Consider the following 26,001-nt stretch of genomic DNA (forward strand, 5'->3'; position numbering starts at 1 on the left):
CGGTTTCTTGCGTGTTCCGAAGGGTGCGCACGCCGCCAGCGCATGCCGCGGTGCGGACAACGTGGAAAACCCGCCCGGCCCGGCCAAACCGATAGGAGCACGAGGCGAAATTTTGTAGGTTGCGCCGCCCATGACCATGCAACAGCCCATCCCTGTACCGCCCCCCGATGAGACGCCCGCGCAGCCGGCGGAAGCCGTCGCGCGCGTCACGCCGATGATGGAACAGTACCTGGAGATCAAGGCAGCGCATCAGGGCCTGCTGCTGTTCTACCGGATGGGCGATTTTTACGAGCTGTTCTTCGAGGACGCGGAAATCGCCTCGAAGACGCTCGGCATCGTCTTGACCAAGCGCGGCAAGCATCAGGGCAACGACATCCCGATGTGCGGCGTGCCGGTCGAGCGCTCCGAGGATTATCTGCATCGCCTGATCAGCGCCGGCCACCGGGTCGCCGTCTGCGAGCAGACCGAGGATCCCGCCGCGGCCAAAGCGCGCGGCAACAAGAGCGTCGTCCGCCGTGGCGTGGTGCGGCTGGTCACGCCGGGCACGCTGACCGAGGACACACTGCTCGATGCGCGCGCCAACAACTATCTGCTGGCGATCGCGCGGGCGCGCTCGTCGGCCGGCGGCGACCGCTTTGGTCTCGCCTGGATCGACATCTCGACTGCCGAATTCACGGTCACGGAAGTTTCGGGCAGTGAGCTCGCCGCGACGCTGGCGCGCATCAATCCCAACGAGGCGATCGTCACCGACGCGCTTTATAGCGATAACGAGCTCGGACAAACCTTGCGCGAGCTGCCGGCGGTGACGCCGGTGACCCGCGACGTCTTTGATGGCGCTACCGCCGAAAAGCGCCTCTGCGACTACTTTGCCGTCGCGACCATGGACGGGCTGGCGCAGCTCTCGCGGCTCGAGGCCACGGCCGCTGCCGCCGCTGTCACCTATGTCGACCGCACCCAGGTCGGCAAGCACCCGCCGCTGTCACCGCCCGCGCGCGAAGCCTCGGGCGCGACCATGGCGATCGATCCCGCCACCCGGGCCAATCTCGAGCTGACGCGAACGCTCGCGGGCGAACGCCGCGGCTCGCTGCTCGATGCCATCGATTGCACCGTGACCTCGGCCGGTTCGCGCCTGCTGGCGCAACGGCTCGCAGCGCCCTTGACCGACGCGCCGGCGATTGCGCGACGGCTCGATGCCGTCAGCGCCCTCGTCGCGGATTCAGCCACGCGCGAGGACATCCGCAGCATTCTGCGCGGCGCGCCCGACATGTCGCGTGCGCTCGCCCGTCTCTCGGTCGGCCGCGGCGGACCGCGCGACCTCGCGGGCCTCCGTGATGGCATCATCGCCGCCGACCAGGTACTGGCGCGGCTCGGCGAGCTCGACCAGCCGCCACAGGAAATTGCGGCGGTGATGGCGGCGCTGAAGCGTCCCTCGCGCGAGCTCGCGGCCGAATTCGCCAGCGCGCTGGACGATCAACTGCCGCTGATCAAGCGCGACGGCGGCTTCGTTCGTGCCGGCTATGAGCCGGCGCTCGACGAAGCCCGGAACCTGCGCGACGCCTCGCGCCTGGTCGTGGCCTCGATGCAGGCGCGCTACGCCGACGACACCTCCGTCAAGGGCCTCAAGATCCGCCACAACAACGTGCTCGGCTATTTCGTCGAGGTCACCGCGCAGCATGGCGACAAGCTTATGTCCGCGCCGTTGAACGCGACCTTCATCCATCGCCAGACGCTGGCGGGCCAGGTGCGCTTCACGACGTCCGAACTCGGCGAGATCGAAGCCAAGATCGCCAATGCCGGCGACCGCGCGCTCGGGCTCGAGCTCGAAATCTTCGAACGGCTCTGCGCCAAGGCGCTCGAGATCAGCGACGATCTGCGCGCCGCGGCGCAAGGCTTTGCGCTGCTCGACGTTGCGACGTCGCTGGCCAAGCTCGCCGTCGACGAGAACTACGTGCGGCCCGAGGTCGACGGCTCGCTCGGCTTTGCGATCGAGGCCGGCCGCCATCCCGTGGTCGAGCAGGCCTTGAAGCGCAATGGCGAGCCGTTCATCGCCAATGCCTGCGATCTCTCGCCAAGCCCGGCACAAAAATCCGGCCAGCTCTGGCTGCTCACCGGTCCGAACATGGCGGGTAAGTCGACCTTCCTGCGCCAGAACGCATTGATTGCGCTGCTGGCGCAGATCGGCAGTTTCGTGCCGGCCACGCGGGCACGGATCGGCATCATCGACCGGCTGTTCTCGCGCGTCGGCGCCGCCGACGATCTCGCCCGCGGCCGCTCCACCTTCATGGTGGAGATGGTCGAAACGGCTGCGATCCTCAACCAGGCCGGCGAACGCGCGCTGGTGATCCTCGACGAGATCGGCCGCGGCACCGCGACCTTCGACGGTCTCTCGATCGCCTGGGCGGCGATCGAGCATCTGCACGAAAGCAACCGCTGCCGCACGCTGTTTGCAACCCACTACCACGAGCTGACCGCGCTCTCGGCAAAGCTGCCGCGCATGTTCAACGCGACCGTGCGGGTGAAGGAGTGGCAGGGCAACGTCGTGTTCCTGCACGAGGTGCTGCCGGGCTCGGCCGACCGCTCCTACGGCATCCAGGTCGCCAAACTCGCCGGCCTGCCGCCGGCCGTGATCAATCGCGCCAAATCGGTGCTGGCAAAACTCGAAGCCCAGGACCGCGGCCAGACCGCCCGCGCGCTGGCCGACGATCTCCCGCTGTTCGCGGTGCCCTCGCGCGCCGCCGCAGAAGCCGCGCCGCCGACTGAGGCCGAGCTGCTGATGGACGCGGTGAAAGCGCTGCACCCCGACGAGATGTCGCCGCGCGAGGCGCTCGATGCGCTCTACGCGTTGAAGACCAAGCTGCCGAAGCAGTGACGATGCCCTAGGGCCGTAGGGTGGGCAAAGCGTAGCGCGCCCACGTCTTGTGCGTTGATCGAGGGAAAGACGTGGGCACGACGCGCGAAGAGCGCGCCTTTGACCACCCTACGATTCCTGCGCGCTCGGCTTACGCCCTCGCCGCGATCGCCGCGGCTTCCGCCGCAGCACGCTGCATGCTGGTCGACATCTCGCTCGTCACCGTGCTCTGCTCCTCGACGGCGGCGGCGGTCGATGTCACGTATTCGCTGACATTGTTGATCGCCTGCTTGATCGAGCCGAGCGCACTGACGACGTCGCCGGAGATGCCATTGAGGCTGCCGATCTCCTGGCCGATCTTGTCGGTCGCCTGTCGCGCCTGGTTGGCGAGACTCTTCACTTCGGAGGCGACCACCGCAAAGCCGCGGCCGGCTTCGCCCGCGCGCGCCGATTCGATCGTGGCGTTGAGCGCGAGCAGATTGATCTGCCCCGTGATGCTGTTGATCATCTCGATGATGCCGCTCATCGCCTGCGCCGCCTCGGTCAGGCGCTGCGCCTGCGCATCGGCGGAGGCGACCTGATCCACCGCGCTCATCGCGGTCTCGCGCGATTTGGTCATCGCCTCCGAGATCTCCCGCACCGAGGCGTTGAGCTCCTCGGAGCCTGCCGCGACCGATTCCATCATGGCGCGGACACGCTCGTTGCCCATGCGGACCAGCACCTGCCGCGTGGTGTCGGTGGCGTATTTCACGACCTTGAACGGCTTGCCGTTGAGATCGAGGATCGGGTTATAGGAAGCCTGGATGTAGACCTCCCGGCCGCCCTTGCCGATGCGCTTGTACTCGGCCGCCTGGTACTGGCCGCGGCCAAGCGCCGCCCAGAACTCGCGATAGGCCGCGCCATCGCGCTCACCGGGCTCGACGAACATGCTGTGATGCTTGCCCTGGATCTCGGCCAGCGAATAGCCGAGCGTGGCGAGGAAGTTGGCGTTCGCGGTGATGATCGTGCCGTCCATGTTGAACTCGATCACGGCCTGCGCCTTGTCGATCGCCGACATCTGACCGGCGAGATCCGCGTTCTTCAGCTTCTCCGCGGTCACGTCGGTTGCGTATTTGACGACGCCGAACGGCTTGCCGTTCTCGTCGAGCAGCGGATTGTAGGAGGCGAGGATCCAGACCTCGCGGCCACCCTTGCCGACGCGCTTGAACTCGCCGGCCCGGTATTCGCCGCGGTTGAGCCTGGCCCAGAATTCGCGATAGGCCGCGCTGTCGCGTTCGGCCTGCTCCACGAACAGGCTGTGATGCTTGCCCTCGATCTCGGCGAGCGAATAGCCGAGCGCCTTGCAGAAATTCTCGTTGGCGGTGACGATGGTGCCGTCGAGCTTGAACTCGATCACGGCCTGGGCGCGGCTGTTGGCGGCGATCTTCGAGGCGTCCGTCATGCTCCGGATTTTCTTCTCGGTGATGTCGGTCGCAATCTTGGCAACCATCACCGCCTTGCCGTCGCCGTCGAGCACCGGATTGTAGGATGCTTCGATCCAGACCTCGCGACCGCCCTTCGCGATCCGCTTGAACTCGCGCGCCTGATACTCGCCACGGTTCAGCGCGGCCCAGAACGCCTTGTACTCGGCGTTGTCGCGCTGGTCGGCCGGCACGAACATGGAGTGATGCTTGCCCTGGATTTCGTCAAGCCGGTAGCCGAGAGCATCGAGAAAATTCTTGTTGGCCGTGATGATCGTCCCATCAAGTTTGAATTCGATCATCGCCTGCGAGCGGCTGATAGCGGCAAGCTGTGCATCGGCGTTACCGCGGGACTTACGACCAAACATCAAGGGAACTCCATCTCGAAATAATGTCGATGGGACACGCCCATCCAAACCAGGGAATTCAACCGCGGCGGAGTCGCCGTATTCAAATCGACAATCCCGCGGATCCGGAGCGATCAAATCGCCAATTCGTCATCATGACGCACGGATGGAAGCCTGGGCGGGCACGCAATATGAGTCGTAATGGAAAAGATCGAATAAAGTTCTAATGGACGTGTCGAAATTCGGCAGTCGCGGAAGTCCGTAGTCTCACGGCTGGAGCCGCGCCTTGTGCACCGCACGCCGGCCGTCAGCGGCTCGCCCCGGCAAACGGGTCGATCAGCTTCAAGGTCGCGGCGAGGCGGATGCTGCGCTTGCCGGCGAGCGCGGTCGCTTCCATTTCAGCGCCCTTGTCATCGCAGTGGCCGGAGAAGCCGATGCCCACCGCATAGCCCCCGAACAAGGGATGCTCGCTCTTCGCCGGCGTGTGTTCCTGATTGACGAATTCGCCTTTCCAGCGACCGTTCGCCGAAGAATAGGCGCCGAGATAATAGAAGAAGGCATCGCCGCCGAGGATGCGGCCGTCGCGCAGCAACATCACGCCGGTATGGCCACCGGTAATTCCGTCCAGCATCCGGATGTCGATCGAATAGAGTCCGCTGACGATGCCGCCCTCGCCGACAGCACCGGGCGGGGGAACGTCATCGTCGCCGAGCGGCGTCATCACGGCGCGAAACACCGCGGCGTCCTCGACCACTTCTCCCTCGAAGCGGTAGAGCTTGCCCTGCTGTCGACCGCGAATGCTGATTGTAACGGCGTCGGAACTGACCAGCGACCTGTGCTGCGGCGACCGGCTGTGGCGCTTCGTCCGGAGCCTGGCGACGATTTCGCCGTCCACAATCTCGTAGGTGCCGAAGTGGGCGAAGGCCGTGTTGCCGCCAAGCATTTTCCCGGCATGGGCGTACAGCACGCTGCGGCCGGAGCCGTCGTTGATATCGTATTCGACCTTGTACAATCCCTCCACCACACGCCCCGATCTTGCCTGTTGCCAGTCTAGCGGGTCTGCCAGCCCCGGTAACTAACTATCCTGAGTCAGGACTGAGGTCCCAAGCGTAAGCGTACCTCACCTTACGAAGCGCGACGCGGCTCATGCATCGCCCTCTTCCGTCGTCCCATCCACCACAGCGTCAGGTTCCAGCCGATGCAGGTGGCGAGTGCGCAACTCAAGCCGATCACCGAGCCGAACTGCGTGACGGCGACGTGCAGCACGGCAATCGCCATGCCGAAGCCGAGCAGGCCCCAGGCGGAGTTGGCGAGCACGGCCGCGGTCGGCGGGCCGCCGATGCGCGGATGCAGGATCACCATCATGCTGGTGAAGACGATCGGATAGAGCGCGATAACGCCCGAGACGCGCGGGCCGACCCAGCCCGAGGTCGAGACCACGATCGCGACGAGAACTGCGACGAGCGAAGCGCGGAACGGGATATCGTACCAGCGGCGCGTCACCAGCGGCATCTTCACGTGGCGGTACTGCGCAAGCAGCGGAATGCAGATGCCGAAGGCGACAAGGTTGACGGCGAGTCCGGCCATCAGGGTCCAGTCGAACAGACGGATGATGGACGCCAGCACGATCCACACTGCGACCGCGCTTCCGACACTCACCGCGAAGCTGTGCCGCTGCGCCAGCACGACGTAGGTCAGCCCGAGGAAGATCGTCGCGGCGTTGACCGGAAGGCTCGACAGCGCCCCCTGCGCGATGAAAGCGGCATCATGGTCGATCGCGAGGAAGACATAGGAAGGTCCTGCCGAGATCGGCAGCGTCGCCACCAGCGCGCCGATCACCGGGCCGGAGCGCTCGGTGATAACAGACGCCGACACCACGAAGGCGGCCGCAACCGCCATGCGCAGCAGAAGGAAGACGATGTAGGAAAGTTCGGCCGGCATTTTCTTCTTCTTACCCTCCCCTGGAGGGGGAGGGTCAGGAAGTCACATCCGCTGCATCGACACCGAAACCTTCGGGCCATTCTTGATGGTCTGATAAACCACGCAATAGCGCTCGGTGAGCTTGAGCAGCAGATCGAGCTTGTCCTGCGGCGCCGGCGTGTCGACCTCGAAACGGAGACGGATCTCGGCGAAGCCGACCGGGGTCTCCTTGTCGACGCCGAGTGTGCCGCGGAAATCGAGATCGCCCTCGGCGTAGACGTTACCCGTCTTGAGCGGCACCTCGATCGCGGTCGCGACCGACTTCAGCGTGACGCCGGCGCAGGCGACCAGCGCTTCGAGCAGCATGTCGCCCGAGCAGAGCTCGAGGCCGGAGCCGCCGGTGGCGGGATGGAGGCCTGCCATCGCGATGGCGCGGCCGGTCTCGACCTTGCAGGCGATGCCTTCGCTGTCGGTCGAGCCCTTGGCCTTCAGCGTGATCATCGCGGTCTTGGGATCGGTTTTGTAGCGTTCCTTGATCGGGGCCTGCATCTGGCGCAGTTCTGCGGCGTCCATCTTGTTCTCTCCCGGAAAAATCGCCTCTCGATGTACCGGCTCGGAGAGAAAATGTCACCACCACATGGCCTGACCGGGACCCTGGGTTGCGTCACGGTCGGGCACGTTGCGGTCGAGCGAACGGTCGAGTGACGTCAGCACACTTCGCTTGAAATTCTCGAACAGCGGCGAATTGCGGTCGCGCGGTCGGCCGAGATTGATCTCGATCTGGTCGAACAGCCGGCCCGGCCGCGGCCGCATCACCAGCACGCGATCGGCCAGCACCACGGCCTCGTCGACGTCATGTGTGACGAGGATCAAGGTCGGGCGCGTATCGGCCCAGAGGTCGAGCAGATGATCCTGCAGGTCGCGCCGGGTGAAGGCGTCGAGCGCCGAGAACGGCTCGTCGAGCAACAGCACCTCTGGCTGCGGCACCAGCGCGCGCGCGATCGCGACGCGCTGCGCCTGACCGCCCGAGAGCTCGCGCGGCCAGGCCTGCGCCTTGTCGGCAAGTCCCACACGCGCCAGCGCACGCGCCACCTTCTCGCGTCGCTCGGCGGCTGGGAGATCGGCAAGTCCAAACCCGATATTGTCGGCGACGCTGAGCCAGGGCAGCAGCCGCGGCTCCTGGAAGATGATGCCGATCTTGGCATGCGGCGAGGCGATCGCTTCGCTGTCGAGCGTCACCGTGCCCGAGCTGGCGCGGTCGAGGCCGGCGATGGCGCGGAGCAACGTTGATTTGCCGCAGCCGGAACCGCCGATGATGGCGATGATCTCGCCCTGCCTGATCTCGGCGGAGAAGCGCGCCAGCGCCTGCACGCCGTTGGGATAGGTCTTGCTGACCCGGTCGAGCGCCAGCATGGCTTAAGTCCCCTTCGCTCGCCCGAAGGCGTCCTGCCAACGCAGGAACGGCGCAGCCGCGACCTCGATCAGCCAGTCGGTGAGCTTGCCGAGGATGGCAAAGATCACGATGGCGGCGAGGATCTGCGCGGGCTTGCCGAGCTGCTGGCCGTCGAGCAGGAGATAGCCGAGGCCTTCGGAGGCGCCGATCAGCTCGGCGGCGACGACGAACATCCAGCCAAGACCGAGGCCGACGCGCAAGGACACGACATAGGCCGGCAGCACTGCTGGCAGCAGGATGCGGCGGATCATCGCGAAGCCGGAGAGGCGGAAGGTGCGGCCAACCTCGACGATCTTGCGGTCGACCGACAAGATCGCGCCCATCACCCCGAGATAAACCGGGAAGAACACGCCGACCGCGATCAGCGCGATCTTGGAGGTCTCGAAAATGCCGAGCCAGAGGATGAACAGCGGCACCCAGGCGAGCGACGGAATCGCACGCAGGGCCTGCACGGTCGGATCGAGCAGCCGCCGCGCCAGCGACCAATAGCCGGAGATGGCGCCCAGCAGCGTGCCTGCGGCCACGCCGAACGCGAAGCCGAGGCCGACGCGCCACAGCGTCGCGGCGATGTGGCGGACCAGCTCGCCGGAGCGCGCGAGATCGGCGATGGTGGCAAAGACCCTCGACGGGGGCGGCACCAGACGGCCGTTGGACCAGCCGAACCAGACGATGAGTTCCCAGCCGACCGCCAGGATCAGCGGCAACAGCAGCCCCAGCATCGGCCGCGCATAACGCGATAGCCGCGAGGGCGCGGCGGCGCTGTCGGCCGTATCCGAGGATTGCTGCAATACTGGCGCGTCGGAGATCATGGCCGGTAGGAAGCGCGTCTGGGGCGGGAATGCAACAGTGTCGCTACATCCACAGCCGTCGTCCCGGCGAAGGCCGGGACCCATAACCACAGGGAGATGTGGTTAAGGGGGCTCGGAGTGACCGTCTTCGCGCCAAACCACGCCCTGGGATTATGGGTCCCGGCCTTCGCCGGGACGACACCTGAATTTGCCGCTCACGCCTGCCGCCCGTCAATTCGTCGGCAGCGGGACCTGGTCGTCGATCAAAGCATCCAGCGTCGCCTTCACATCGACCTTGGCGTCGACGACGCCGGCCTGTTGCAGGGCAAGACCGGCGGCGAGGATCGACTCGCGCTGGGGCGCGCCGATACGGCTGTGGGTGAGCTCGGTGCGCTCCTTGAGCTGCTTGTCGACGACGGCGTCGGGCAGCTTGGTCACAGCGATGAAGGTCTTCTTGAGGTCGTCGTAATTGGCGAGCGAATATTTGCGCGCCTCCTCGTACACCGCGAGCACGCGGCGGGCAGCGTCCGGATAGTCCTTCAGGAACTGCTCGCGCACATTGAGGATGCCCCAGGTGTTGGCGTCAGCCTTGCGGTAGAACAGCTTTGCGCCCTCCTCGACCTCGGCCTGCGCCATCATCGGATCGAGACCGGCCCAGGCGTCGACGTCGCCGCGGATCAGCGCGGTCTTGCCGTCGGCGTGCTGCAGCAGCACCGGGGTGATGTCCTTCTCGGTGAGGCCGGCACCCAGCAGCGCGCGCACCAGGAAGATGTGCGGATCGGTGCCGCGCGTCACCGCGACGCGCTTGCCCTTCAGGTCGGCAACGCTTGCGATCTTGGAATCCTTGCCCGTGACCAGTGCGGTCCATTCGGGACGCGAATAGACATAGATCGACTTGATCGGATTGCCGTTGATGCGCGCGACCAGCGCGGCCGAGCCCGCGGTCGAGCCGAAATCGATCGAGCCGGCATTGAGGAATTCGAGCGCCTTGTTCGAGCCGGCCGACTGCACCCAGGTGATGGTGATGCCGTCCTTGGCGAACTCCTTCTCGAGCAGGCCCTTCTGCTTGAGAACCAGCGACACCGGATTGTAGGTCGCCCAATCGATGCGGATTTCCTTGAGCGGATCAGCAGCCTTGGCCGCGGGGGTCACGGCGAGCGCAACGGCTCCCGCCAGCAGAATGCGTCGTGTAATCTTGGTCATACCCAGCCTCCTCAGGAATTTCATTGTTTTTCAATGAGTTATATCTAGAGGTCAACGAGAAAATCCCACCCTTGAAAGCGCAGGGCCTGAGAACAATTTTGCTCGATGCCGGCCTTTTCCAGCATGGAACGACTATTGCCAGAGAATGGCGGGTGACAGCGCCTGTCACCTCTTATATCCGGTGAGACATGGACAGCGTTGCGACCGAGCACAAGCCACAGGTGGATGATCGCTTCGACACCGCGCGGATCACCGCGGCGGTCGATGCGCTTGCGGAAAAGCATCAGGGCCGCGAGGACGCGTTCCGCACCGCGACCGCGCAACTGCTCAAGGCCGAGCTGCTCGCCGCGCGCTCCGCAGCACAAGCGATCCTGCTGAAGGACCGCCACGGTCGTCGCTGCGCCGAGCGGCTGTGTCACGTGCAGGATGAGATCATCCGCATCCTCTATTCGGCTGCGACCCGTCATCTCTACCGCTCGCCAATCCCGAGCGGCGCGGAGCGCATGGCGGTGGTCGCGACCGGCGGCTACGGCCGCGGCCTGATGGCCCCCGAGTCCGACATCGATCTGCTGTTCATCCTGCCCTACAAGCAGACCGCCTGGGGCGAGCAGGTCGCCGAAGCCATTCTCTATTGCCTCTGGGACATGGGGCTGAAGGTCGGTCATGCCACGCGCTCGGTCGATGAATCGATCCGGCAGGCGCGCGGCGACATGACCATCCGCACCGCGATCCTGGAGACGCGCTTCCTTACCGGCGACAAGCCGCTGTATGAGGAACTGGTCGCCCGCTTCGACAAGGAAGTGGTGCAGGGCACTGCATCCGAATTCGTCACCGCAAAGCTCGCCGAGCGTGAGGAGCGGCATCGCCGCGGCGGCCAGTCGCGCTATCTGGTCGAGCCCAACGTCAAGGACGGCAAGGGCGCGCTGCGCGACCTGCACACGCTGTTCTGGATCGCGAAATACGTCTACCGCGTTCGCGATACCGACGAGCTGGTCGAGCGCGGCGTGTTCGACGCGCAGGAATATCGCAGCTTCCGCCGCTGCGCCGACTTCCTCTGGTCGGTGCGCTGCAATCTGCATTTCTACTCCGGCCGTGCCGAGGAGCGCTTGTCCTTCGATCTCCAGCGTGAGATCGCGATCCGGCTCGGCTACACCTCGCATCCCGGCATGCAGGACGTCGAACGCTTCATGAAGCACTACTTCCTGGTCGCCAAGGAAGTCGGCAACCTCACCGCCATCCTCTGCGCCAAGCTCGAGGACCAGCAGGCGAAGCCCGCGCCGGTGCTGAGCCGGATGATGGCACGCTTGCGCCCCACGGCCGTGAAGCGGCGTGTACCTGACAGCGACGACTTCATCGTCGACAACAACCGCATCAACGTCGCCGCGCCCGACGTCTTCAAGCACGATCCGGTCAATCTGATCCGCATCTTCCGTCTGGCGCAGAAGAACAACCTCGCCTTCCATCCGGACGCGATGCGCGACGTGACGCGTTCGCTCGGCCTGATCAACGCGCAAATGCGCGAGAATCCCGAGGCCAACCGCCTCTTCATGGAGATCCTGACCTCCGACAACGCAGAGATCGTGCTGCGCCGGATGAACGAGACCGGCGTGCTCGGCCACTTCATCCGCGCCTTCGGCAAGATCGTCTCGATGATGCAGTTCAACATGTATCATCACTATACCGTCGACGAGCATCTGATCCGCTGCGTCGGCTTCCTGCAGGACATCGAGCGCGGCGGCTTCGAGGAGTTCACGCTCGCCAGCGACCTGATGCGCAAGATCCGGCCCGAGCATCGTTCGGTGATCTACATCACGACGCTGCTGCACGACATCGCCAAGGGACGGCCCGAAGATCATTCGATCGCAGGCGCCAAGGTCGCGCGCCGGCTCTGCCCGCGGCTCGGCTTCAGCGCAGCCGACACCGAGCTGGTGGCCTGGCTGATCGAGGAGCATCTGACGATGTCCACGGTCGCGCAGTCGCGCGATCTCTCCGACCGCAAGACCATCGAGAACTTCGCCGCCGTGGTGCAGTCGGTCGAGCAGATGAAGCTGCTCACGATCCTGACCACCGCCGACATCCGCGGCGTCGGCCCGGGCGTATGGAACGGCTGGAAGGCGCAGCTGCTGCGGTCGCTCTATTACGAGACCGAACCGGTGCTGACCGGCGGCTTCTCGGAGGTCGACCGGGGAAAACGCCTCACGGCCGCCTACGCCGAATTCCGCCACGCCTTCGCCGAATGGCCGGCGGACGAGCTCGACGCCTATGTCGGCCGGCACTATCCGGCCTATTGGCTCAAGGTCGAGCTGCCGCGCAAGATTCGCCATGCCCGCTTCGTGCGGTCGAGCGAACAGGCGGGCCACAAGCTCGCGATCAATGTCGGCTTCGACGAGGTGCGCGGCGTCACCGAGCTTACCATCTTCGCCGCCGACCATCCCTGGCTGCTGTCGATCATCGCGGGCGCCTGCGCGTCGGCCGGTGCCAACATCGTCGACGCCCAGATCTACACCACGACCGACGGCCGCGCGCTCGACACCATCTCGATCTCCCGGGAATACGACCGCGATGAGGACGAGGGCCGGCGCGCCACCCGCATCGGCGAGATGATCGAGGACGTGCTCGAAGGCAAGCTGCGCCTGCCCGAAGTGGTGGCGCGGCGCACCGTGCGCAGCAAGGCGCGGCCCTTCGTGATCGAGCCGGAAGTGACCATCAACAATCAATGGTCCGACCGCTACACCGTGATCGAGGTCTCCGGCCTCGACCGCCCCGGCCTGCTCTACGAGCTGACCACCGCGATCTCGAAGCTCAACCTCAACATCGCCTCGGCCCATGTCGCGACCTTCGGCGAGCGCGCCCGCGACGTGTTCTACGTCACCGACCTGCTCGGCGCCCAGATCAACGCCCCGACCCGCCAGGCCGCGATCAAGAGCGCGCTGACCCATGTGATGGCCGGCGACAAGGCGGTTGCGGCACCGGCGGCGTGAGCTGAGCCTCAGACCTCCACGCCCTCGTGCCGCAGCAGCCAGCGCTTGCGCTCGAGACCGCCGCCGTATTTCACCAGCGAACCATCCGCGCCGATCAACCTATGGCACGGCAGCACCACGCTGATCGGGTTCGAGCCGTTGGCGTGGCCGACGGCGCGAATTGCCTTCGGCATCTCGATCTTTGCGGCGAGTGCGCCATAGCTCATCGTGGTGCCTGCCGGGATTTTTGCCAGCGCGGACCAGACCTTTTGCTGGAACGGCGTGCCGGCGATGCGCCATTCGACGCGTAAGAGCTGACCGAGATCGCCCTCGAAGTAGGCCGACAGCGAGGTCTTCATCCCGGTCGGTGCGGGCTGATCGACCAGATCCACTGCGCCGTGATGCAGGCGCAGGAGCTCGCGCATGCGATGCTCGTAGTCGTCCCAGTCGAGCGCGCGCAGCGCGCCGTCGGCATCGGTGACGAGCAACGCGATCCCGATGGGCGTCGCCAGCCGATCGAGGCCGAAGCGTTGTGGAATCCTGGTTGATCGAGCGGCCATTGCGACACCATTGCATCGAAACACGGCATCGCACTTTCCATGCCGGCCATGCTACCGTCCACCCGAAAGCTGACGCTTTTGGGGGAGCTCAACTTGATTCTGATCGCCAATATCCTGGTGGCGCTGGTCGCCGCACTGCACGCCTACTTCCTGATCCTGGAGATGTTCCTCTGGGACAAGCCGCAGGGCTTGAAGGTTTTCCGCAATACGCCCGAGAAGGCCGAGATCACGAAAGTGCTGGCCGCCAATCAGGGGCTCTATAACGGCTTCCTCGTCGCCGGCCTGATCTGGGGGCTCGTCCACGGCAACCCGGCCTTCGCGTTCCAGATCAAGGTGTTCTTCCTGCTCTGCGTGATCGTGGCCGGCGCCTATGGCGCGGCGACCGTGAGCACGCGCATCCTGATCGTGCAGGCGCTGCCGGCGGCAATCGCACTGGTCACTTTGTTCCTGGCCTGAGACCATTGAACTTAAGGCTCCGGGCCTGAGACGCTACGGCGCAGCGCCGCGATCCTTGCGCGGCGCCTGCCCTTCCTCCAAACTCTTCGGCAGCGATGGCGACCGTTGCAACCAGCGGGAAAAGACCGTCGACCGGAAAATTCCGTCAGGAGGAACAACCCAACATGAAGACTCGCAGAGCCTATCTAGCTGCCACGGCGGCGCTCGCCTTCGCGTTCTCCGCCAACCAAGCCCTCGCCCAGAAGAAATACGACACCGGCGCGAGCGACACCGAGATCAAGATCGGCCAGACCGTGCCGTTCTCCGGCGCCTATTCCGTCTACGCCAATATCGGCAAGACGCAGGCCGCCTACTTCAAGATGATCAACGATCAGGGCGGCATCAACGGCCGCAAGATCAATCTGATCCAGTATGACGACGCCTATTCGCCGCCGAAGACCGTCGAGCAGGTGCGCAAGCTCGTCGAAGGCGACGAAGTGCTGTTCACCTTCCAGATCATCGGCACCGCCGCCAACGCCGCCGTGCAGAAATATCTCAACGGCAAGAAGGTGCCACAACTGCTCGCCTCGACCGGCGCCGCACGATTCAACGATCCGCAGAACTATCCCTGGACCATCGCGTACAATCCGAACTACATCTCCGAAGGTCGCATCTACGCCAAGTACATTCTCAAGGAGCATCCGAACGCCAAAATCGGGGTGCTCTACCAGAACGACGACATGGGCCGCGACTATCTCGCGGGGCTCAAGAGCGGCCTCGGCGACAAGGCGGCCAGCATGATTATCGGCGAGGTCTCCTACGAGGTCACCGATCCCACAGTGGACTCGCAGGTGGTCAAGCTGAAGTCGATGGGCGCTGATCTCTTCTACGATGCCTCGACACCGAAGTTCGCGGCGCAGGCCATCAAGAAGGTCGCGGAGCTTGGCTGGAACCCGGTGCACATCCTCGACATCAACGCGAGCCCGATCTCGGCGACGCTGAAGCCCGCCGGTCTCGACATCTCCAAGGGCATCATCTCGACGCAGTACGGCAAGGAGCCCGGCGATCCCCAGTGGAAGGACGATCCCGGCGTAAAGGCCTTCTTCGCCTTCATGGACAAGTATTTCCCGGAAGGGGACAAGCTCAACACCGTCAACACCTACGCCTATTCGGTGGCGGAGCTGCTGACGCAGGTGCTGAAGCAATGCGGCGACGACCTGTCGCGTGAGAACGTGATGAAACAGGTCGCCAACATCAAGGACTTCACTCCGAGCTTCGCGCTGCCCGGCATCAAGATCAACACCGGGCCGAACGACTACCGTGTCAACAAGCAGATGCAGATGATGAAGTTCAACGGCGAACGCTGGGAGCTGTTCGGACCGATCATCGAGGATTCCGGCCCGGCGGGTTAGTTCGATCTTGTAGGGTGGGTTAGACCTGCGGCTGCACGAAGCGCAGTCCGCGGGGCGTAACCCACCTCTTCTACGTCCGCGAAGATAAACAGTGGTGGGTTACGCTTCGCTAACCCACCCTGCGAACCAATGCCCCCTACGAACGGCCAGCGCGCCCCGCCTTGCGTTGCAGCAACCACTCCTCCACACTCGCCCTCAGCGATGGCACCGGACGCGTCGTGCGCCCGGTAGACCATCTGCAATAACAGACTGAGGAAATTGCGAATGAGGAATGGAATTCTGCATCTGGCCACGGCAACGGCGCTGACCCTGGCGCTGTCGGTCTCTGCGGCCAATGCCCAGAAGAAATATGATCCGGGCGCCAGCGACACCGAAATCAAGATCGGACAGACCATGCCGTTCTCGGGACCGGCGTCGGCCTATTCGTCGATCGGCAAGACCCAGGCCGCCTATTTCAAGATGATCAACGACCAGGGCGGCATCAATGGCCGCAAGATCAATCTGATCCAGTATGACGACGCCTATTCGCCGCCGAAAGCCGTGGAGCAGATCCGCAAGCTCGTCGAGAGCGACGAGGTGCTGCTGACCTTCCAGATCATCGGCACGCCCGTGAACGCCGCCGTGCAGAAATATCTCAACTCCAAGAAGGTGCCGCAGCTGTTCGCGGCGACCGGTGCCTCGCGGTTCACCGATCCGAAGAACTTCCCGTGGACCATGGGCTTCAATCCCAACTACTTCGTCGAGGGCCGCATCTACGGCCAGTACATTCTGAAGGAGCATCCGAACGCCAAGATCGGCGTGCTCTATCAGAACGACGACCTCGGCAAGGATTATCTGAACGGCCTCAAGGCCGGTCTCGGCGACAAGGCCGCCAAGATGATCGTGACCGAAGCCTCTTACGAGGTCTCCGATCCCACCGTCGATTCGCAGATCCTCAAGATCAAGGACGCCGGCACCGATCTGTTCTTCAGCGCGACGACGCCGAAGCAGGCCGCTCAGGCGATCAAGAAGATCGCCGAGTTGGACTGGCATCCGGTGCAGATCGTCGACATCAATGCCACGTCGGTCGGCGCGGTGCTGAAGCCCGCAGGCTTCGAGGCCGCCAAGGGCCTGATCAGCGTGAACTACGGCAAGGAACCACTTGATCCGACCTGGAAGGACGACGCCGGCCTGAAGAAGTATTTCGACTTCATGGCCAAGTACTATCCTGACGGCGACAAGGACTCGAACTTCAACACCTATGGCTACAGCACCGCGCAGATGCTGGCGCATGTGCTGAAGCAGTGCGGTGACGATCTCACCCGCGAGAATGTCATGAAGCAGGCCACTTCGCTGAAGGACTTTGCGACCGACACCGCGCTGCCCGGCATCAAGGCCAATACCTCGCCGACCGACTACCGCGTCAACAAGCAGCTTCAGATGATGAAGTTCAACGGCGAACGCTGGGAGCTGTTCGGCCCGATCCTGGAGGACGCAGGTCCGGCGGGTTAGCCACCGGGCTCTGAAATCCAATCGGCGGCCTCCGGGCCGCCGATTTTCTTGAGCTATCACCGTCACCCCCGCGCAACGGCACAGCCGTTGTCGCTGGAGGTGGCCGCTCCTTCCGCGGCCCTCGAAGGGCGACGGCCCACTGGTGGCCGTACATCCTTCGAGGCTCGCAAGAGCTCGCACCTCAGGATGACGGAGAGAGAGGCGCCTCAGCGACGGTTACTCGGGTATCTCTCCAAAATTCTTCCCGACCGGCAACACCGCATGGCGGATCAAACGGGAGTCCTCCACGGCGGCCTGGCGATGCTTCACCGCCTCGCGATAGACGGGGTCGCGGATCATCTCGACGAAGGCCGAGACGCTTGGGTATTCGGCGATGAAGCAATGGTCCCAGCGCTCCTCTTGCGGACCGATCAGCATCAGCTCGAACCTGCCTTGCCAGACGATGCGGCCGCCGAGGCGTTCGAACACCGGGCCGCTTTCGCGACCATAGGCCGCATAGGCCTCCGCACCGGAGGCTTTGCGTCCGTCGGGATACGCCGCCTCTTTGCGCAAGCGCACCAGGTTGAGCATGTGGATCGGGCCGGGACGGTCGTTGTCCCGGAATTGCGCGAAGATCTCCTTGGTCGGATCGATGTGGCCCATGCGTGGGGTTCCTTCTTCTTTATAGCGACGATCCTAGCTCCGGCGCCCCGCGAGCGGAACTGTGGCCGACGAATGCCGCACCTCCTAATCACGCGTTAACGTCGGGGTAACCGGGCCTTAAACCCGGACCGCTAGCGTGCAGCGGGCGGGATGACTGGGCGTTTCAAGTATGGGGTCGGGAAAGAAAAAGAGTGGGCGGAAGGAGCCGCTGTTCGGCTTGCCCGCGGCGCTCGCCGATCTGCGCCTGACGGCGGCCGATCGCATTCCCGGTGGCGGCGACGACAAGCCGAAGAAATCCGCCGGCAAGCGCAAGGCCGAACCGTCCGACGACGACGAGCCGCCGCGCGAACGCAAGGCGCAGCCCAAAAGCAGTGGTGCCAAGCGCCGGTCGAAATCATCGTTCAGCGCCGGCCTCGGCCGCCTCGTCTATTGGGGCGCCGTGCTGAGCCTGTGGGGCGTGATCGCCGTGATCGGCGTCGTGATCTGGGTTGGCGCCCATCTGCCGCCGATCCAGTCGCTGGAGATTCCAAAGCGCCCACCGACGATTCAGATCGTCGGCATGGACGGCAGCCTGCTGGCGCAGCGCGGCGAGATGGCCGGCGCCAATGTCGCGCTGAAGGACCTGCCGCCCTATCTGCCAAAGGCCTTCATCGCGATCGAAGACCGCCGCTTCTATTCGCATTTCGGCATCGACCCCGTCGGCATCCTGCGGGCGCTCGTCACCAACGTGCTCCATCGCGGCGTGTCGCAGGGCGGCTCGACGCTGACGCAACAGCTCGCCAAAAACCTGTTCCTGACCCAGGAACGCACCATGGCGCGCAAGCTGCAGGAGGCGGAGCTTGCGATCTGGCTCGAGCGCAAGCACTCCAAGAACGAGATTCTGGAGCTCTATCTCAACCGCGTCTATTTCGGCTCCGGCGCCTACGGCGTCGAAGCCGCCGCGCAGAAATATTTCGGCAAGCCGGCCAGGAATGTGACCATCGCCGAAGCCGCGATGCTGGCGGGCCTGGTCAAATCGCCCTCGCGGCTGGCGCCGAACCGCAATCCGGAAGGCGCGGAGGCGCGCGCGCAGATCGTGCTCGCGGCGATGGCGGACGCCAAGTTCATCACCGAGGCGCAGGCCCAGGCTTCGATCGGCCACCCCTCCTACAATGTGAAGCCGGTCGGCGCCGGCACCGTGAACTATGTCGCCGACTGGATCGGCGAGGTGCTGGACGACCTCGTCGGCCAGATCGACGACAGCATCAAGGTCGAGACCACGATCGATCCGAAACTCCAGGCCGTGGCGGAGGCCGCCATCATCGACGAGCTCGCGGCCAAGAGCGTGAAGTTCAATGTCAGCCAGGGCGCGCTGGTGGCGATGACACCCGACGGCGCCGTGCGCGCCATGGTCGGCGGCCGGAACTATTCCGAGAGCCAGTACAACCGCGCGGTCACTGCAAAACGCCAGCCGGGCTCCTCGTTCAAGCCGTTCGTCTATCTGACCGCGATGGAACAGGGCCTGACGCCCGATACCGTCCGCCAGGACGCGCCGATCGAGGTCAAGGGCTGGAAGCCCGAGAACTACACCCATGAATATTTCGGCGCGGTAACGCTGACGCAGGCGCTGGCGATGTCGCTCAACACCGTCGCCATCCGCCTCGGCCTCGAGGTCGGGCCGAAGAACGTGGTGCGCACCGCGCACCGGCTCGGCATCTCCTCGAAACTCGAGCCCAACGCCTCGATCGCGCTCGGCACCTCGGAAGTCTCGGTGGTCGAGCTGGTCGGCGCCTATGCGCCGTTCGCCAATGGCGGCTTCGCGGCCACGCCGCATGTGGTGACGCGGATCAGGACGCTCGACGGCAAGCTGCTCTACATGCGCCAGCCCGACGAGCATAACCAGGTGATCGAGCCGCGCTATGTCGGCATGATGAACACGATGATGAAGGAGACGCTGATCTCCGGCACCGCGAAGAAGGCCGAGATCCCCGGCTGGCAGGCGGCCGGCAAGACCGGCACCAGCCAGGATTACCGCGACGCCTGGTTCATCGGCTACACGTCGAACCTCGTCACCGGCGTCTGGCTCGGCAACGACGACAACTCGCCGACCAAGAAGGCGACCGGCGGCGGCCTGCCGGTGGAGGTCTGGACCCGCTTCATGCGCGCCGCGCACGAAGGCGTCCAGGTGGCGGCCCTCCCGAACTCGCCAGGCAATTGGGGGCCGGCGAACCTCGTGCAGATCTCATCGCAGGTGTCACCGCCGACACAGGCGGCAGCGCCTGGACCTGCACCGGCGCCGGTCAGCAATGGCGGCTATCGCGCACCGCCACCGACCCGCACCAATGTCAACGCGCGGCCGGAAGCCGCCGCAGGACTTGATGGCTGGCTCATGGACCGGCTGTTTGGCGGAAACCGGTAGCTTCGGCGTGAGGTCCTGGTGACCTCAAAACAAAAACGCGAAAACAACCCCATGCACAGTAGGCGGCGTGATGCGCGGTGGATTGGCTGAAGGCCTTGATGCGATGGAGTAAAACGCACATCGCCCGCATTCGCGGGCGATGACACCTTCCAAGACGCTAGCTGCGCACCCTAATCGTCGACCCCGTACCGGTGCAGATCGTTGCCGTAGGTGTCGAGCCACTTCTTGGCGCGCTCCATGGACGGACAGATCTTGCCGCAGACGCGCCAGAAGCGGGCCGAGTGGTTCATCTCGACGAGATGGGCCACCTCATGCGCGGCGAGGTAGTCGAGCACGTAGGGCGGCGCGAGGATCAGGCGCCAGGAGAACGACAACGAGCCCGCCGAGGTGCAGGAGCCCCAACGGCTGGACTGATCGCGGATCGAGAGCCGCTTCACCTTGACGCCGAGCTCGGCGGCATGGGTCTCCGACGAACGCTGCAGATCGCGGCGCGCCTCGCGCTTGAGAAAGTCGCTGACACGGCGATCGACGTGCTCGAGGCCGCCGGCGACGCAGAGAATGCGTTCACCGCTGTCGCGAATTTCGGTCCACACCGTGCCGCGCGCGCCTGCACGATGCACGATGCGATGGGAAACGCCACGGAGCGGTATCACTGTGCCAGGCTGGAACGGTGCAGCCTTCGGCAAACGACCGAGACGTGCCGCGATCCACGCGCCGTGACGCTGCGCGAAGTCCTTGGCTTCGGCGAGCGTGCCGCGCGGCGGGATCGTGAGGATCGCTTCGCGGTCACTCGGATGGATTCTGAGCGTGTAACGGCGCGCACGACGGTGTCTGCGCAGCCGAATCGCAAAGAATTGCGATCCATGACTGATGACGAGGGTCTTCGGTTCGTGGGGCCGACGGTAGAGGAGCGCGCGAGTGGCCATGTCTGTCAGTCCGGGGAGCAAGAGTTCGCCCGGATTCTGCCATAACCGCCGCCAGGGAAAGCGCTCGGCGCAAAAACAAATCATTTGCCCAATATACAGGGGTCTGGCGTCCGGGAGACCCTACAGACTGGGGTTGGAACCCGCTTTTTTCGCCCCCGCTGGACGCATGTGGCACCCCCAAGGGGTGAGGGATGACTCACTCCTATAAGACTACCTAAATACCTCGAATCTGACGGGAACCAGGCCCTCCCGGAGCGTCCGGCAGGGCCCGAATTTTCGACGGGAAAGCCGAAAAACGCAGTTATTCAGCCGCAAGCGCCTGCAACGAACTCGGATTCGCAGCGGAGACCATGAAATCATGGATGCGCGGCACGATCTCCGACTTGAAGCGTGAGCCGTTGAACACACCGTAATGTCCAACGCCCTTCTGAACGTAATGAACGCGGCGATGATCGGGGATCGCACGACATAATGTGTGCGTTGCTTCGGTCTGACCGAGACCCGAGATGTCGTCGTTCTCGCCTTCGACCGTCATCAATGCGACGCGCGTCACCTTGGAAGGATCGACGCGAGTTCCACGATGCATCATCTCGCCTTTCGGCAGCGAATGCTTCACGAACACGGTGTCGACGGTCTGCAGATAATACTCGGCCGACAGGTCCATGACCGCGAGATATTCGTCATAGAAGTCGCGATGCTTGTCGACGAGGTCGCCGTCGCCCTTCACAAGGTTGGCGAACAGGCGCTTGTGAGCGTCCATGTGGCGGTCGAGGTTCATGCTGATGAACCCGTTCAGCTGCAGGAAGCCCGGATAAACGTCGCGCATCATGCCCGGATGCGGGAACGGCACCTTGGTGATGACGGTGTTGCGGAACCAGTCGATGCCGCGCTCCTGCGCGAGTTGGTTCACCGCGGTCGGATTGCGGCGGGTGTCGATCGGGCCACCCATCAGCGTCATCGAGGTCGGTACGAAGGGATCGCGGCGCGCTTCCATGATCGAGACGGCGGCGACGACGGGCACGGAGGGCTGGCACACCGCCAGCACATGGGTGTTGCCGCCCAGCACGTGCAGCATCTCGATGACGTAATCGATGTAGTCGTCGAGATCGAAACGGCCATCGCTCAAGGGCACCATGCGGGCGTCGGCCCAATCGGTGATGTAGACCTCATGCGCCGGCAGAAAGGCCTCGACCGTGCCACGGAGCAGCGTCGCGTAATGGCCCGACATCGGCGCGACGATCAGCACGCGCGGCTGCGGGCTGCGCAGCGGACGGGCGAACTTGCGATCGAAATAGAGCAGCTTGCAGAACGGCTTTTCCCAGACCGGGCGAACCTCGACGGGGACGCGGATGCCGTTGACCTCGGTGTCGTTGAGACCCCATTCCGGCTTGCCGTAGCGGCGCGTGGTGCGCTCGAACAATTCGCAGGCCGCGGCGACGGACTTGCCGACTTCGGTGCGCGCCCAGGGATTCAGCGGGTTCTGAAACAGCAGCTTGGTCGCATCGGTAACGGCGCGTGCCGGATTAAGAGAGGCCTGCGCCATCTCGTACATCCAGTACATCGGCGTCGTCAGGACCGGGCTGCCTTCATTAGCCTGGAGCGGTACGCCGCCAAACTCACCAATCGGCATGATCAAATTCCTCTTCGCATCGCAGCATACTGCCGAATGCGTAATATTGCGTCAATGCATGGTTCCGTACATCTACGTGGCGCAGACGGTTAAATCGGCGTGAATCCACGGGAAAGTGACGTTATTCGCCGCCCGAGAGCAGCGAGCCGTGCTTCTTGGCGCTGCGCAAAAGGGCAAGGAATGCCCAAAAGGAAGCAACCAGAATCACCGCGTTGATGGCTAACGCACCCAGCATCAGATCGGTCCGGAAGGTGTTTTCGATCAGCAGCGCGCGCATCCCCTCGAACACGTAGGTCGGCGGCAGCGACCAGGCGACGGTTTGCAGCCAGGGCGGCAGGACGCTGACCGGATAATAGATGCAGGCGAGCGGCATAATGCCGAACATCAGGGTCCAGACGATGCTCTCGGCACCAAGGCCGTTCCGCAGCACCAGACCCGAGACGAAGATGCCGACCGCCCAGCTGGTGAAGATCAGGTTGCAGAAGAAGGCGATCAGCGGCAGGCCGAGGCTATAGACATTGAAGTGAAAGAACGCGATCGCGAGCAGCGTCATCGGAATCACGCCGATCGCCAGCCGGATCAGGCTCATCGCCATCAGCGACAGCAGAAACTCGATCGGCTTCAGCGGGCTCATCATGAGGTTGCCGAGGTTGCGCGCCCACATCTCCTCCAGGAAGGAGATGGAGAAGCCGAGCTGACCGCGGAACAGGATGTCCCAGAGGATGACAGCGCCGATCAGCGTGCCGCCCGCCCGCGCGAAGAAATTGGCGTTCTGCGCGATGTAGAGCTGAAGGAAGCCCCAGGTGATGATCTGCAGCGCCGGCCAGTACAACAGCTCCAGCAGCCGCGGCCAGGACGACATCAACAGATACCAGTAGCGCAGGATCATCGCGCCGATGCGTTGGACGGAGATGCCGCGATGGAGGGACATTTCGCTCATCGTTGCGTCCCGTAGCCCGGGTTGAGCCAGTAGCCCGGATGGAGCGAAGCGCAATCCGGGGTGCAGTGCCAGCCACGCCCACCGACGTCATCCTGAGGTGCGCGCCCTTCGCGCGCCTCGAAGGATGGGCCGCAGGCGTGCGCTGCCCATCCTTCGAGGCAAACCTTGCGATGCAAGGTTTGCACCTCAGGATGACGGCTGTGCGCGCGGATAGAACAATCGTGGAGAGGTCCCCTCATTGCGCTCCCTCCTTCGCCCCGTTCGCCCGCCCGCGTGCGACGTCCAGAAACACCTCCTCCAGCGTGGTGCGGTTGTAGCGGGCCATGATGGCGTCGGGCGTGTCGTCGTCCTCGACGCGGCCGCGCTTCATGATGATGACGCGGTCGCAGAGTCGCTCGACCTCGAGCATGTTGTGCGAGGCCAAGAGGATGGTGGCATTATTGTCCTTGCGATAGCGCTCCAGATGCGCACGGACCCAGTCCGCCGTATCAGGGTCGAGCGAGGCGGTCGGCTCGTCCAGCAGCAACAGCTCGGGCTCGTTGATCAGCGCCTTCGCCAGCGCGACGCGGGTCTTCTGCCCGGCGGACAGCTTGCCGTTGGCGCGGTCGATGAAGTCGCTGAGATCGAGATCATGGGCGAGTTTGGCGATGCGGTCCGCGAGGTTCCTGACCGCATAGAGCTTGCCGAAAATGGTGAGGTTCTGCCGCACCGTGAGCCGCATCGGCATGTCGACATAGGGGCTTTCGAAGTTCATCCGCCCGAGCACGGCCGCGCTCTCCTCGGGCATCCGATGCCCGAGCACCTGCACACGGCCCGAGGTGGGCAGCACCAGGCCCATGATCATCGCGATGGTGGTGGTCTTGCCGGCGCCGTTGCCGCCGAGCAGCCCGGTAATGCTGCCGCGGGACAGCGAAAAGGAGATGCCGTCCACCGCACGGGTCTGCTTGTAGAGCTTGACCAGGCGATCGACCTCGATGGCCGCGGACAATGTGCTGTCCGCGACAGTCGGCCGACTTGAAGCCTTGGAGTTCTCAGTCATGCTAAGGGCGTTCTTCCGCCATTGCGCGGTGGAGCGCAAGACTTGTAGCTCAAAGACTTGTAGCTCAAAGACTTGTACCTCAAGGGCTTGTAACTCGTTGGAATCAGTGGGCCAGCGTGTTTGTGATAGGACACGCGCACCGCTAGATTGGCCTGCAATGACCGAGACCACCGCTTCCGACTTCCGCCCGTCGCAACGACACATCCGCCTGGACACCATCCTGCGGCTGCGCTGGCTCGCGGTGCTGGGCCAGCTCGCCGCGATCTTCATCGTGGCGCAGGGGCTGGAGTTCGATGTCGCGATTGTCCCCTGTGTCAGCATCATCGGCCTGTCGGCGGCGCTCAACCTGGCTCTGCAGACCGTGGCCAACCCGATGCAGCGGCTGGCGCCGCTTCACGCGGCCGGATTGCTGGCGCTGAACATCGTGGAACTGGCCGGGCTGCTGTTCTTTACCGGTGGATTGCAGAACCCGTTCTCGTTCCTGTTTCTCGCGCCTGTCCTGATTTCCGCCACCGCGCTGCCGGCCCGGTTGACGTTCGCACTCGGCCTTCTGGCCGTGGCGTGCGCCTCGATCCTGTTCTTCTTTCATTTCCCGCTGCCATGGGATTCCGAAGATCCCGTGGTGTTGCCGCCGATCTATCTGGTCGGCGTCTGGCTATCGATCGTGCTGGCGATCGGCGTCACCAGCCTCTACTCGTTCCAGGTGACCGAGGAGGCGCGCAAGCTCGCCGACGCGTTGGCCGCGACCGAGCTGGTGCTGACGCGCGAGCAGCATCTGACCCAGCTCGACGGCCTGGCCGCGGCCGCCGCGCACGAGCTCGGCACGCCGCTTGCGACCATCTTCCTGATTTCGCGCGAGCTGGAAAAGACCGTGACGGACCCGGTCTTCGCGGCCGACCTGAAGACGTTGCGCGAGCAGACGCAACGCTGCCGCGACATTTTGAGCAAGATCACGCAGCTCTCCTCCAGCGGCGCGCCGTTCGACCGCATGAAGCTGTCGGAGCTGATCGAGGAGGTGGTGGCACCGCACCGCGACTTCGGCGTCGACATCAAGGTGCGGATTGCGGTGGCCGCAACGGCCGAGCCGGTCGGGTCACGCAATCCGGCGGTGCTCTATGGCGTCGGCAACATCATCGAGAACGCCGTCGATTTCGCCAACTCCACGGTCGAGGTCAACGCGTGGTGGAACAATGAGACGATCGAGATCGTGATCTCCGACGACGGCCCCGGCATTCCGCCCGATCTCATGAACCGGATCGGCGAGCCCTATCTGTCGCGGCGGCGCACCCAGGATGCCGGCGGCGGCCTCGGGCTCGGCGTGTTCATCGCCCGCACGCTGCTCGAACGCACCGGCGCCAAGGTCTCGTTTACCAATCGGACGTTTCCGGAACACGGTGCAGTGGTGCAGATCGCGTGGCCCAGGGAGCGTTTTGAGACTATCGAGAGCCTCGAAGAAACAATAGGATAGGGCGCGACCTTGCGTCGCACATGAGGCTTGATCGACTATTGGCGGCCTTGGCACCGCCTGATTGCGACGCCATATGTAGAT

At 64.3% G+C, this 26,001-nt stretch carries 20 protein-coding genes; 7 read left to right on the forward strand and 13 right to left on the reverse strand.

Going from position 1 to position 26,001, the window contains the following annotated elements:
* Positions 1-130: 130 nt before the first annotated feature.
* Positions 131-2,869, forward strand: a complete 2,739-nt coding sequence (gene mutS, locus NLM31_RS42555; protein ID WP_254196070.1) for a DNA mismatch repair protein MutS — start codon at positions 131-133, stop codon at positions 2,867-2,869.
* Positions 2,870-2,999: 130 nt separating this feature from the next.
* Here mutS and NLM31_RS42560 read toward each other — a convergent pair whose 3' ends face one another.
* The 7 genes from NLM31_RS42560 to NLM31_RS42590 all read right to left on the reverse strand — a co-directional run bounded on the left by NLM31_RS42560 (position 3,000) and on the right by NLM31_RS42590 (position 10,019).
* The gene (locus NLM31_RS42560) at positions 3,000-4,676 is read right to left on the reverse strand and encodes a PAS domain-containing methyl-accepting chemotaxis protein (protein WP_254135107.1); all 1,677 of its coding nucleotides are present in this window, start codon (positions 4,674-4,676) and stop codon (positions 3,000-3,002) included.
* A gap of 286 nt (positions 4,677-4,962) precedes the next feature.
* Complete coding sequence (locus tag NLM31_RS42565; protein WP_254196071.1) at positions 4,963-5,679, reverse strand: hypothetical protein; 717 nt, start codon at positions 5,677-5,679, stop codon at positions 4,963-4,965.
* A gap of 101 nt (positions 5,680-5,780) precedes the next feature.
* Positions 5,781-6,596, reverse strand: a complete 816-nt coding sequence (locus NLM31_RS42570; RefSeq protein WP_254196072.1) for a hypothetical protein — start codon at positions 6,594-6,596, stop codon at positions 5,781-5,783.
* A 42-nt stretch (positions 6,597-6,638) separates the two neighbouring features.
* Positions 6,639-7,148: an OsmC family protein gene (locus tag NLM31_RS42575; RefSeq protein ID WP_063686102.1), complete on the reverse strand. Its 510-nt coding sequence runs from the start codon at positions 7,146-7,148 to the stop codon at positions 6,639-6,641.
* Positions 7,149-7,202: 54 nt separating this feature from the next.
* Positions 7,203-7,988, reverse strand: a complete 786-nt coding sequence (locus tag NLM31_RS42580) for an ABC transporter ATP-binding protein (protein ID WP_254196073.1) — start codon at positions 7,986-7,988, stop codon at positions 7,203-7,205.
* A 3-nt stretch (positions 7,989-7,991) separates the two neighbouring features.
* A complete protein-coding gene (locus NLM31_RS42585) occupies positions 7,992-8,837 on the reverse strand; it encodes an ABC transporter permease (RefSeq protein ID WP_254196074.1) in 846 nt (281 codons plus the stop codon).
* Between the two features lie 210 nt (positions 8,838-9,047).
* Entirely contained in the window at positions 9,048-10,019 is a 972-nt protein-coding gene (locus NLM31_RS42590) for an aliphatic sulfonate ABC transporter substrate-binding protein (RefSeq protein WP_254135112.1), read from the reverse strand.
* A gap of 188 nt (positions 10,020-10,207) precedes the next feature.
* Between NLM31_RS42590 and NLM31_RS42595 the strand changes: the two genes are divergently transcribed.
* Positions 10,208-13,000, forward strand: coding sequence for a [protein-PII] uridylyltransferase (locus NLM31_RS42595; protein ID WP_254135113.1), 2,793 nt, complete (start codon positions 10,208-10,210; stop codon positions 12,998-13,000).
* Between the two features lie 8 nt (positions 13,001-13,008).
* On the opposite strand, the gene NLM31_RS42600 is transcribed toward NLM31_RS42595, so the two are convergent.
* Entirely contained in the window at positions 13,009-13,539 is a 531-nt protein-coding gene (locus NLM31_RS42600) for a methylated-DNA--[protein]-cysteine S-methyltransferase (protein WP_254196075.1), read from the reverse strand.
* Positions 13,540-13,638: 99 nt separating this feature from the next.
* Between NLM31_RS42600 and NLM31_RS42605 the strand changes: the two genes are divergently transcribed.
* From NLM31_RS42605 to NLM31_RS42615, 3 genes are all read left to right on the forward strand, one after another.
* Positions 13,639-13,995: a DUF1304 domain-containing protein gene (locus NLM31_RS42605; protein WP_254196357.1), complete on the forward strand. Its 357-nt coding sequence runs from the start codon at positions 13,639-13,641 to the stop codon at positions 13,993-13,995.
* A 164-nt stretch (positions 13,996-14,159) separates the two neighbouring features.
* Positions 14,160-15,386 (forward strand): ABC transporter substrate-binding protein, encoded by a 1,227-nt coding sequence (locus NLM31_RS42610; protein ID WP_254135115.1) that lies wholly within the window; start codon positions 14,160-14,162, stop codon positions 15,384-15,386.
* Positions 15,387-15,650: 264 nt separating this feature from the next.
* Positions 15,651-16,877: an ABC transporter substrate-binding protein gene (locus NLM31_RS42615; protein ID WP_254196076.1), complete on the forward strand. Its 1,227-nt coding sequence runs from the start codon at positions 15,651-15,653 to the stop codon at positions 16,875-16,877.
* A gap of 216 nt (positions 16,878-17,093) precedes the next feature.
* Here NLM31_RS42615 and NLM31_RS42620 read toward each other — a convergent pair whose 3' ends face one another.
* Positions 17,094-17,519 carry a DUF1330 domain-containing protein gene (locus tag NLM31_RS42620; RefSeq protein WP_254196077.1) on the reverse strand — a complete coding sequence of 142 codons (426 nt, stop codon included), beginning with the start codon at positions 17,517-17,519 and terminating at the stop codon, positions 17,094-17,096.
* Positions 17,520-17,688: 169 nt separating this feature from the next.
* Between NLM31_RS42620 and NLM31_RS42625 the strand changes: the two genes are divergently transcribed.
* Positions 17,689-19,917, forward strand: coding sequence for a transglycosylase domain-containing protein (locus tag NLM31_RS42625; protein ID WP_254196078.1), 2,229 nt, complete (start codon positions 17,689-17,691; stop codon positions 19,915-19,917).
* A gap of 170 nt (positions 19,918-20,087) precedes the next feature.
* Here the strand turns inward: NLM31_RS42625 and NLM31_RS42630 are convergent, their stop codons facing one another.
* From NLM31_RS42630 to NLM31_RS42645, 4 genes are all read right to left on the reverse strand, one after another.
* Positions 20,088-20,927, reverse strand: coding sequence for a M48 family metallopeptidase (locus tag NLM31_RS42630; protein ID WP_254196079.1), 840 nt, complete (start codon positions 20,925-20,927; stop codon positions 20,088-20,090).
* Positions 20,928-21,144: 217 nt separating this feature from the next.
* Entirely contained in the window at positions 21,145-22,473 is a 1,329-nt protein-coding gene (locus NLM31_RS42635) for a polyhydroxyalkanoate depolymerase (protein WP_254135120.1), read from the reverse strand.
* Between the two features lie 121 nt (positions 22,474-22,594).
* A complete protein-coding gene (locus NLM31_RS42640; RefSeq protein WP_254135121.1) occupies positions 22,595-23,413 on the reverse strand; it encodes an ABC transporter permease in 819 nt (272 codons plus the stop codon).
* A gap of 235 nt (positions 23,414-23,648) precedes the next feature.
* Complete coding sequence (locus tag NLM31_RS42645) at positions 23,649-24,452, reverse strand: ABC transporter ATP-binding protein (protein ID WP_254196080.1); 804 nt, start codon at positions 24,450-24,452, stop codon at positions 23,649-23,651.
* Between the two features lie 157 nt (positions 24,453-24,609).
* On the opposite strand from NLM31_RS42645, the gene NLM31_RS42650 reads away from it, so the two are divergent.
* Complete coding sequence (locus NLM31_RS42650) at positions 24,610-25,920, forward strand: ActS/PrrB/RegB family redox-sensitive histidine kinase (protein WP_254196081.1); 1,311 nt, start codon at positions 24,610-24,612, stop codon at positions 25,918-25,920.
* Positions 25,921-26,001 lie beyond the last annotated feature (81 nt).

It is taken from the genome of Bradyrhizobium sp. CCGUVB4N (genome assembly GCF_024199945.1).
In the GTDB taxonomy this organism is placed as follows: Bacteria; Pseudomonadota; Alphaproteobacteria; order Rhizobiales; family Xanthobacteraceae; genus Bradyrhizobium.

Excerpts from the sequence above, each read along its gene's own strand:
- NLM31_RS42570 (WP_254196072.1), bottom strand. The coding sequence starts at position 6,596 with ATGCCGGCCGAACTTTCCTACATCGTCTTCCTTCTGCTGCGCATGGCG.
- NLM31_RS42560 (WP_254135107.1), bottom strand. The coding sequence starts at position 4,676 with ATGTTTGGTCGTAAGTCCCGCGGTAACGCCGATGCACAGCTTGCCGCT.
- NLM31_RS42580 (WP_254196073.1), bottom strand. The coding sequence starts at position 7,988 with ATGCTGGCGCTCGACCGGGTCAGCAAGACCTATCCCAACGGCGTGCAG.
- NLM31_RS42620 (WP_254196077.1), bottom strand. The coding sequence starts at position 17,519 with ATGGGCCACATCGATCCGACCAAGGAGATCTTCGCGCAATTCCGGGAC.
- NLM31_RS42635 (WP_254135120.1), bottom strand. The coding sequence starts at position 22,473 with ATGCCGATTGGTGAGTTTGGCGGCGTACCGCTCCAGGCTAATGAAGGC.
- NLM31_RS42650 (WP_254196081.1), top strand. The coding sequence starts at position 24,610 with ATGACCGAGACCACCGCTTCCGACTTCCGCCCGTCGCAACGACACATC.
- NLM31_RS42595 (WP_254135113.1), top strand. The coding sequence starts at position 10,208 with ATGGACAGCGTTGCGACCGAGCACAAGCCACAGGTGGATGATCGCTTC.
- mutS (WP_254196070.1), top strand. The coding sequence starts at position 131 with ATGACCATGCAACAGCCCATCCCTGTACCGCCCCCCGATGAGACGCCC.
- NLM31_RS42610 (WP_254135115.1), top strand. The coding sequence starts at position 14,160 with ATGAAGACTCGCAGAGCCTATCTAGCTGCCACGGCGGCGCTCGCCTTC.
- NLM31_RS42600 (WP_254196075.1), bottom strand. The coding sequence starts at position 13,539 with ATGGCCGCTCGATCAACCAGGATTCCACAACGCTTCGGCCTCGATCGG.
- NLM31_RS42585 (WP_254196074.1), bottom strand. The coding sequence starts at position 8,837 with ATGATCTCCGACGCGCCAGTATTGCAGCAATCCTCGGATACGGCCGAC.
- NLM31_RS42615 (WP_254196076.1), top strand. The coding sequence starts at position 15,651 with ATGAGGAATGGAATTCTGCATCTGGCCACGGCAACGGCGCTGACCCTG.
- NLM31_RS42640 (WP_254135121.1), bottom strand. The coding sequence starts at position 23,413 with ATGAGCGAAATGTCCCTCCATCGCGGCATCTCCGTCCAACGCATCGGC.
- NLM31_RS42630 (WP_254196079.1), bottom strand. The coding sequence starts at position 20,927 with ATGATTTGTTTTTGCGCCGAGCGCTTTCCCTGGCGGCGGTTATGGCAG.
- NLM31_RS42645 (WP_254196080.1), bottom strand. The coding sequence starts at position 24,452 with ATGACTGAGAACTCCAAGGCTTCAAGTCGGCCGACTGTCGCGGACAGC.
- NLM31_RS42590 (WP_254135112.1), bottom strand. The coding sequence starts at position 10,019 with ATGACCAAGATTACACGACGCATTCTGCTGGCGGGAGCCGTTGCGCTC.
- NLM31_RS42575 (WP_063686102.1), bottom strand. The coding sequence starts at position 7,148 with ATGGACGCCGCAGAACTGCGCCAGATGCAGGCCCCGATCAAGGAACGC.
- NLM31_RS42625 (WP_254196078.1), top strand. The coding sequence starts at position 17,689 with ATGGGGTCGGGAAAGAAAAAGAGTGGGCGGAAGGAGCCGCTGTTCGGC.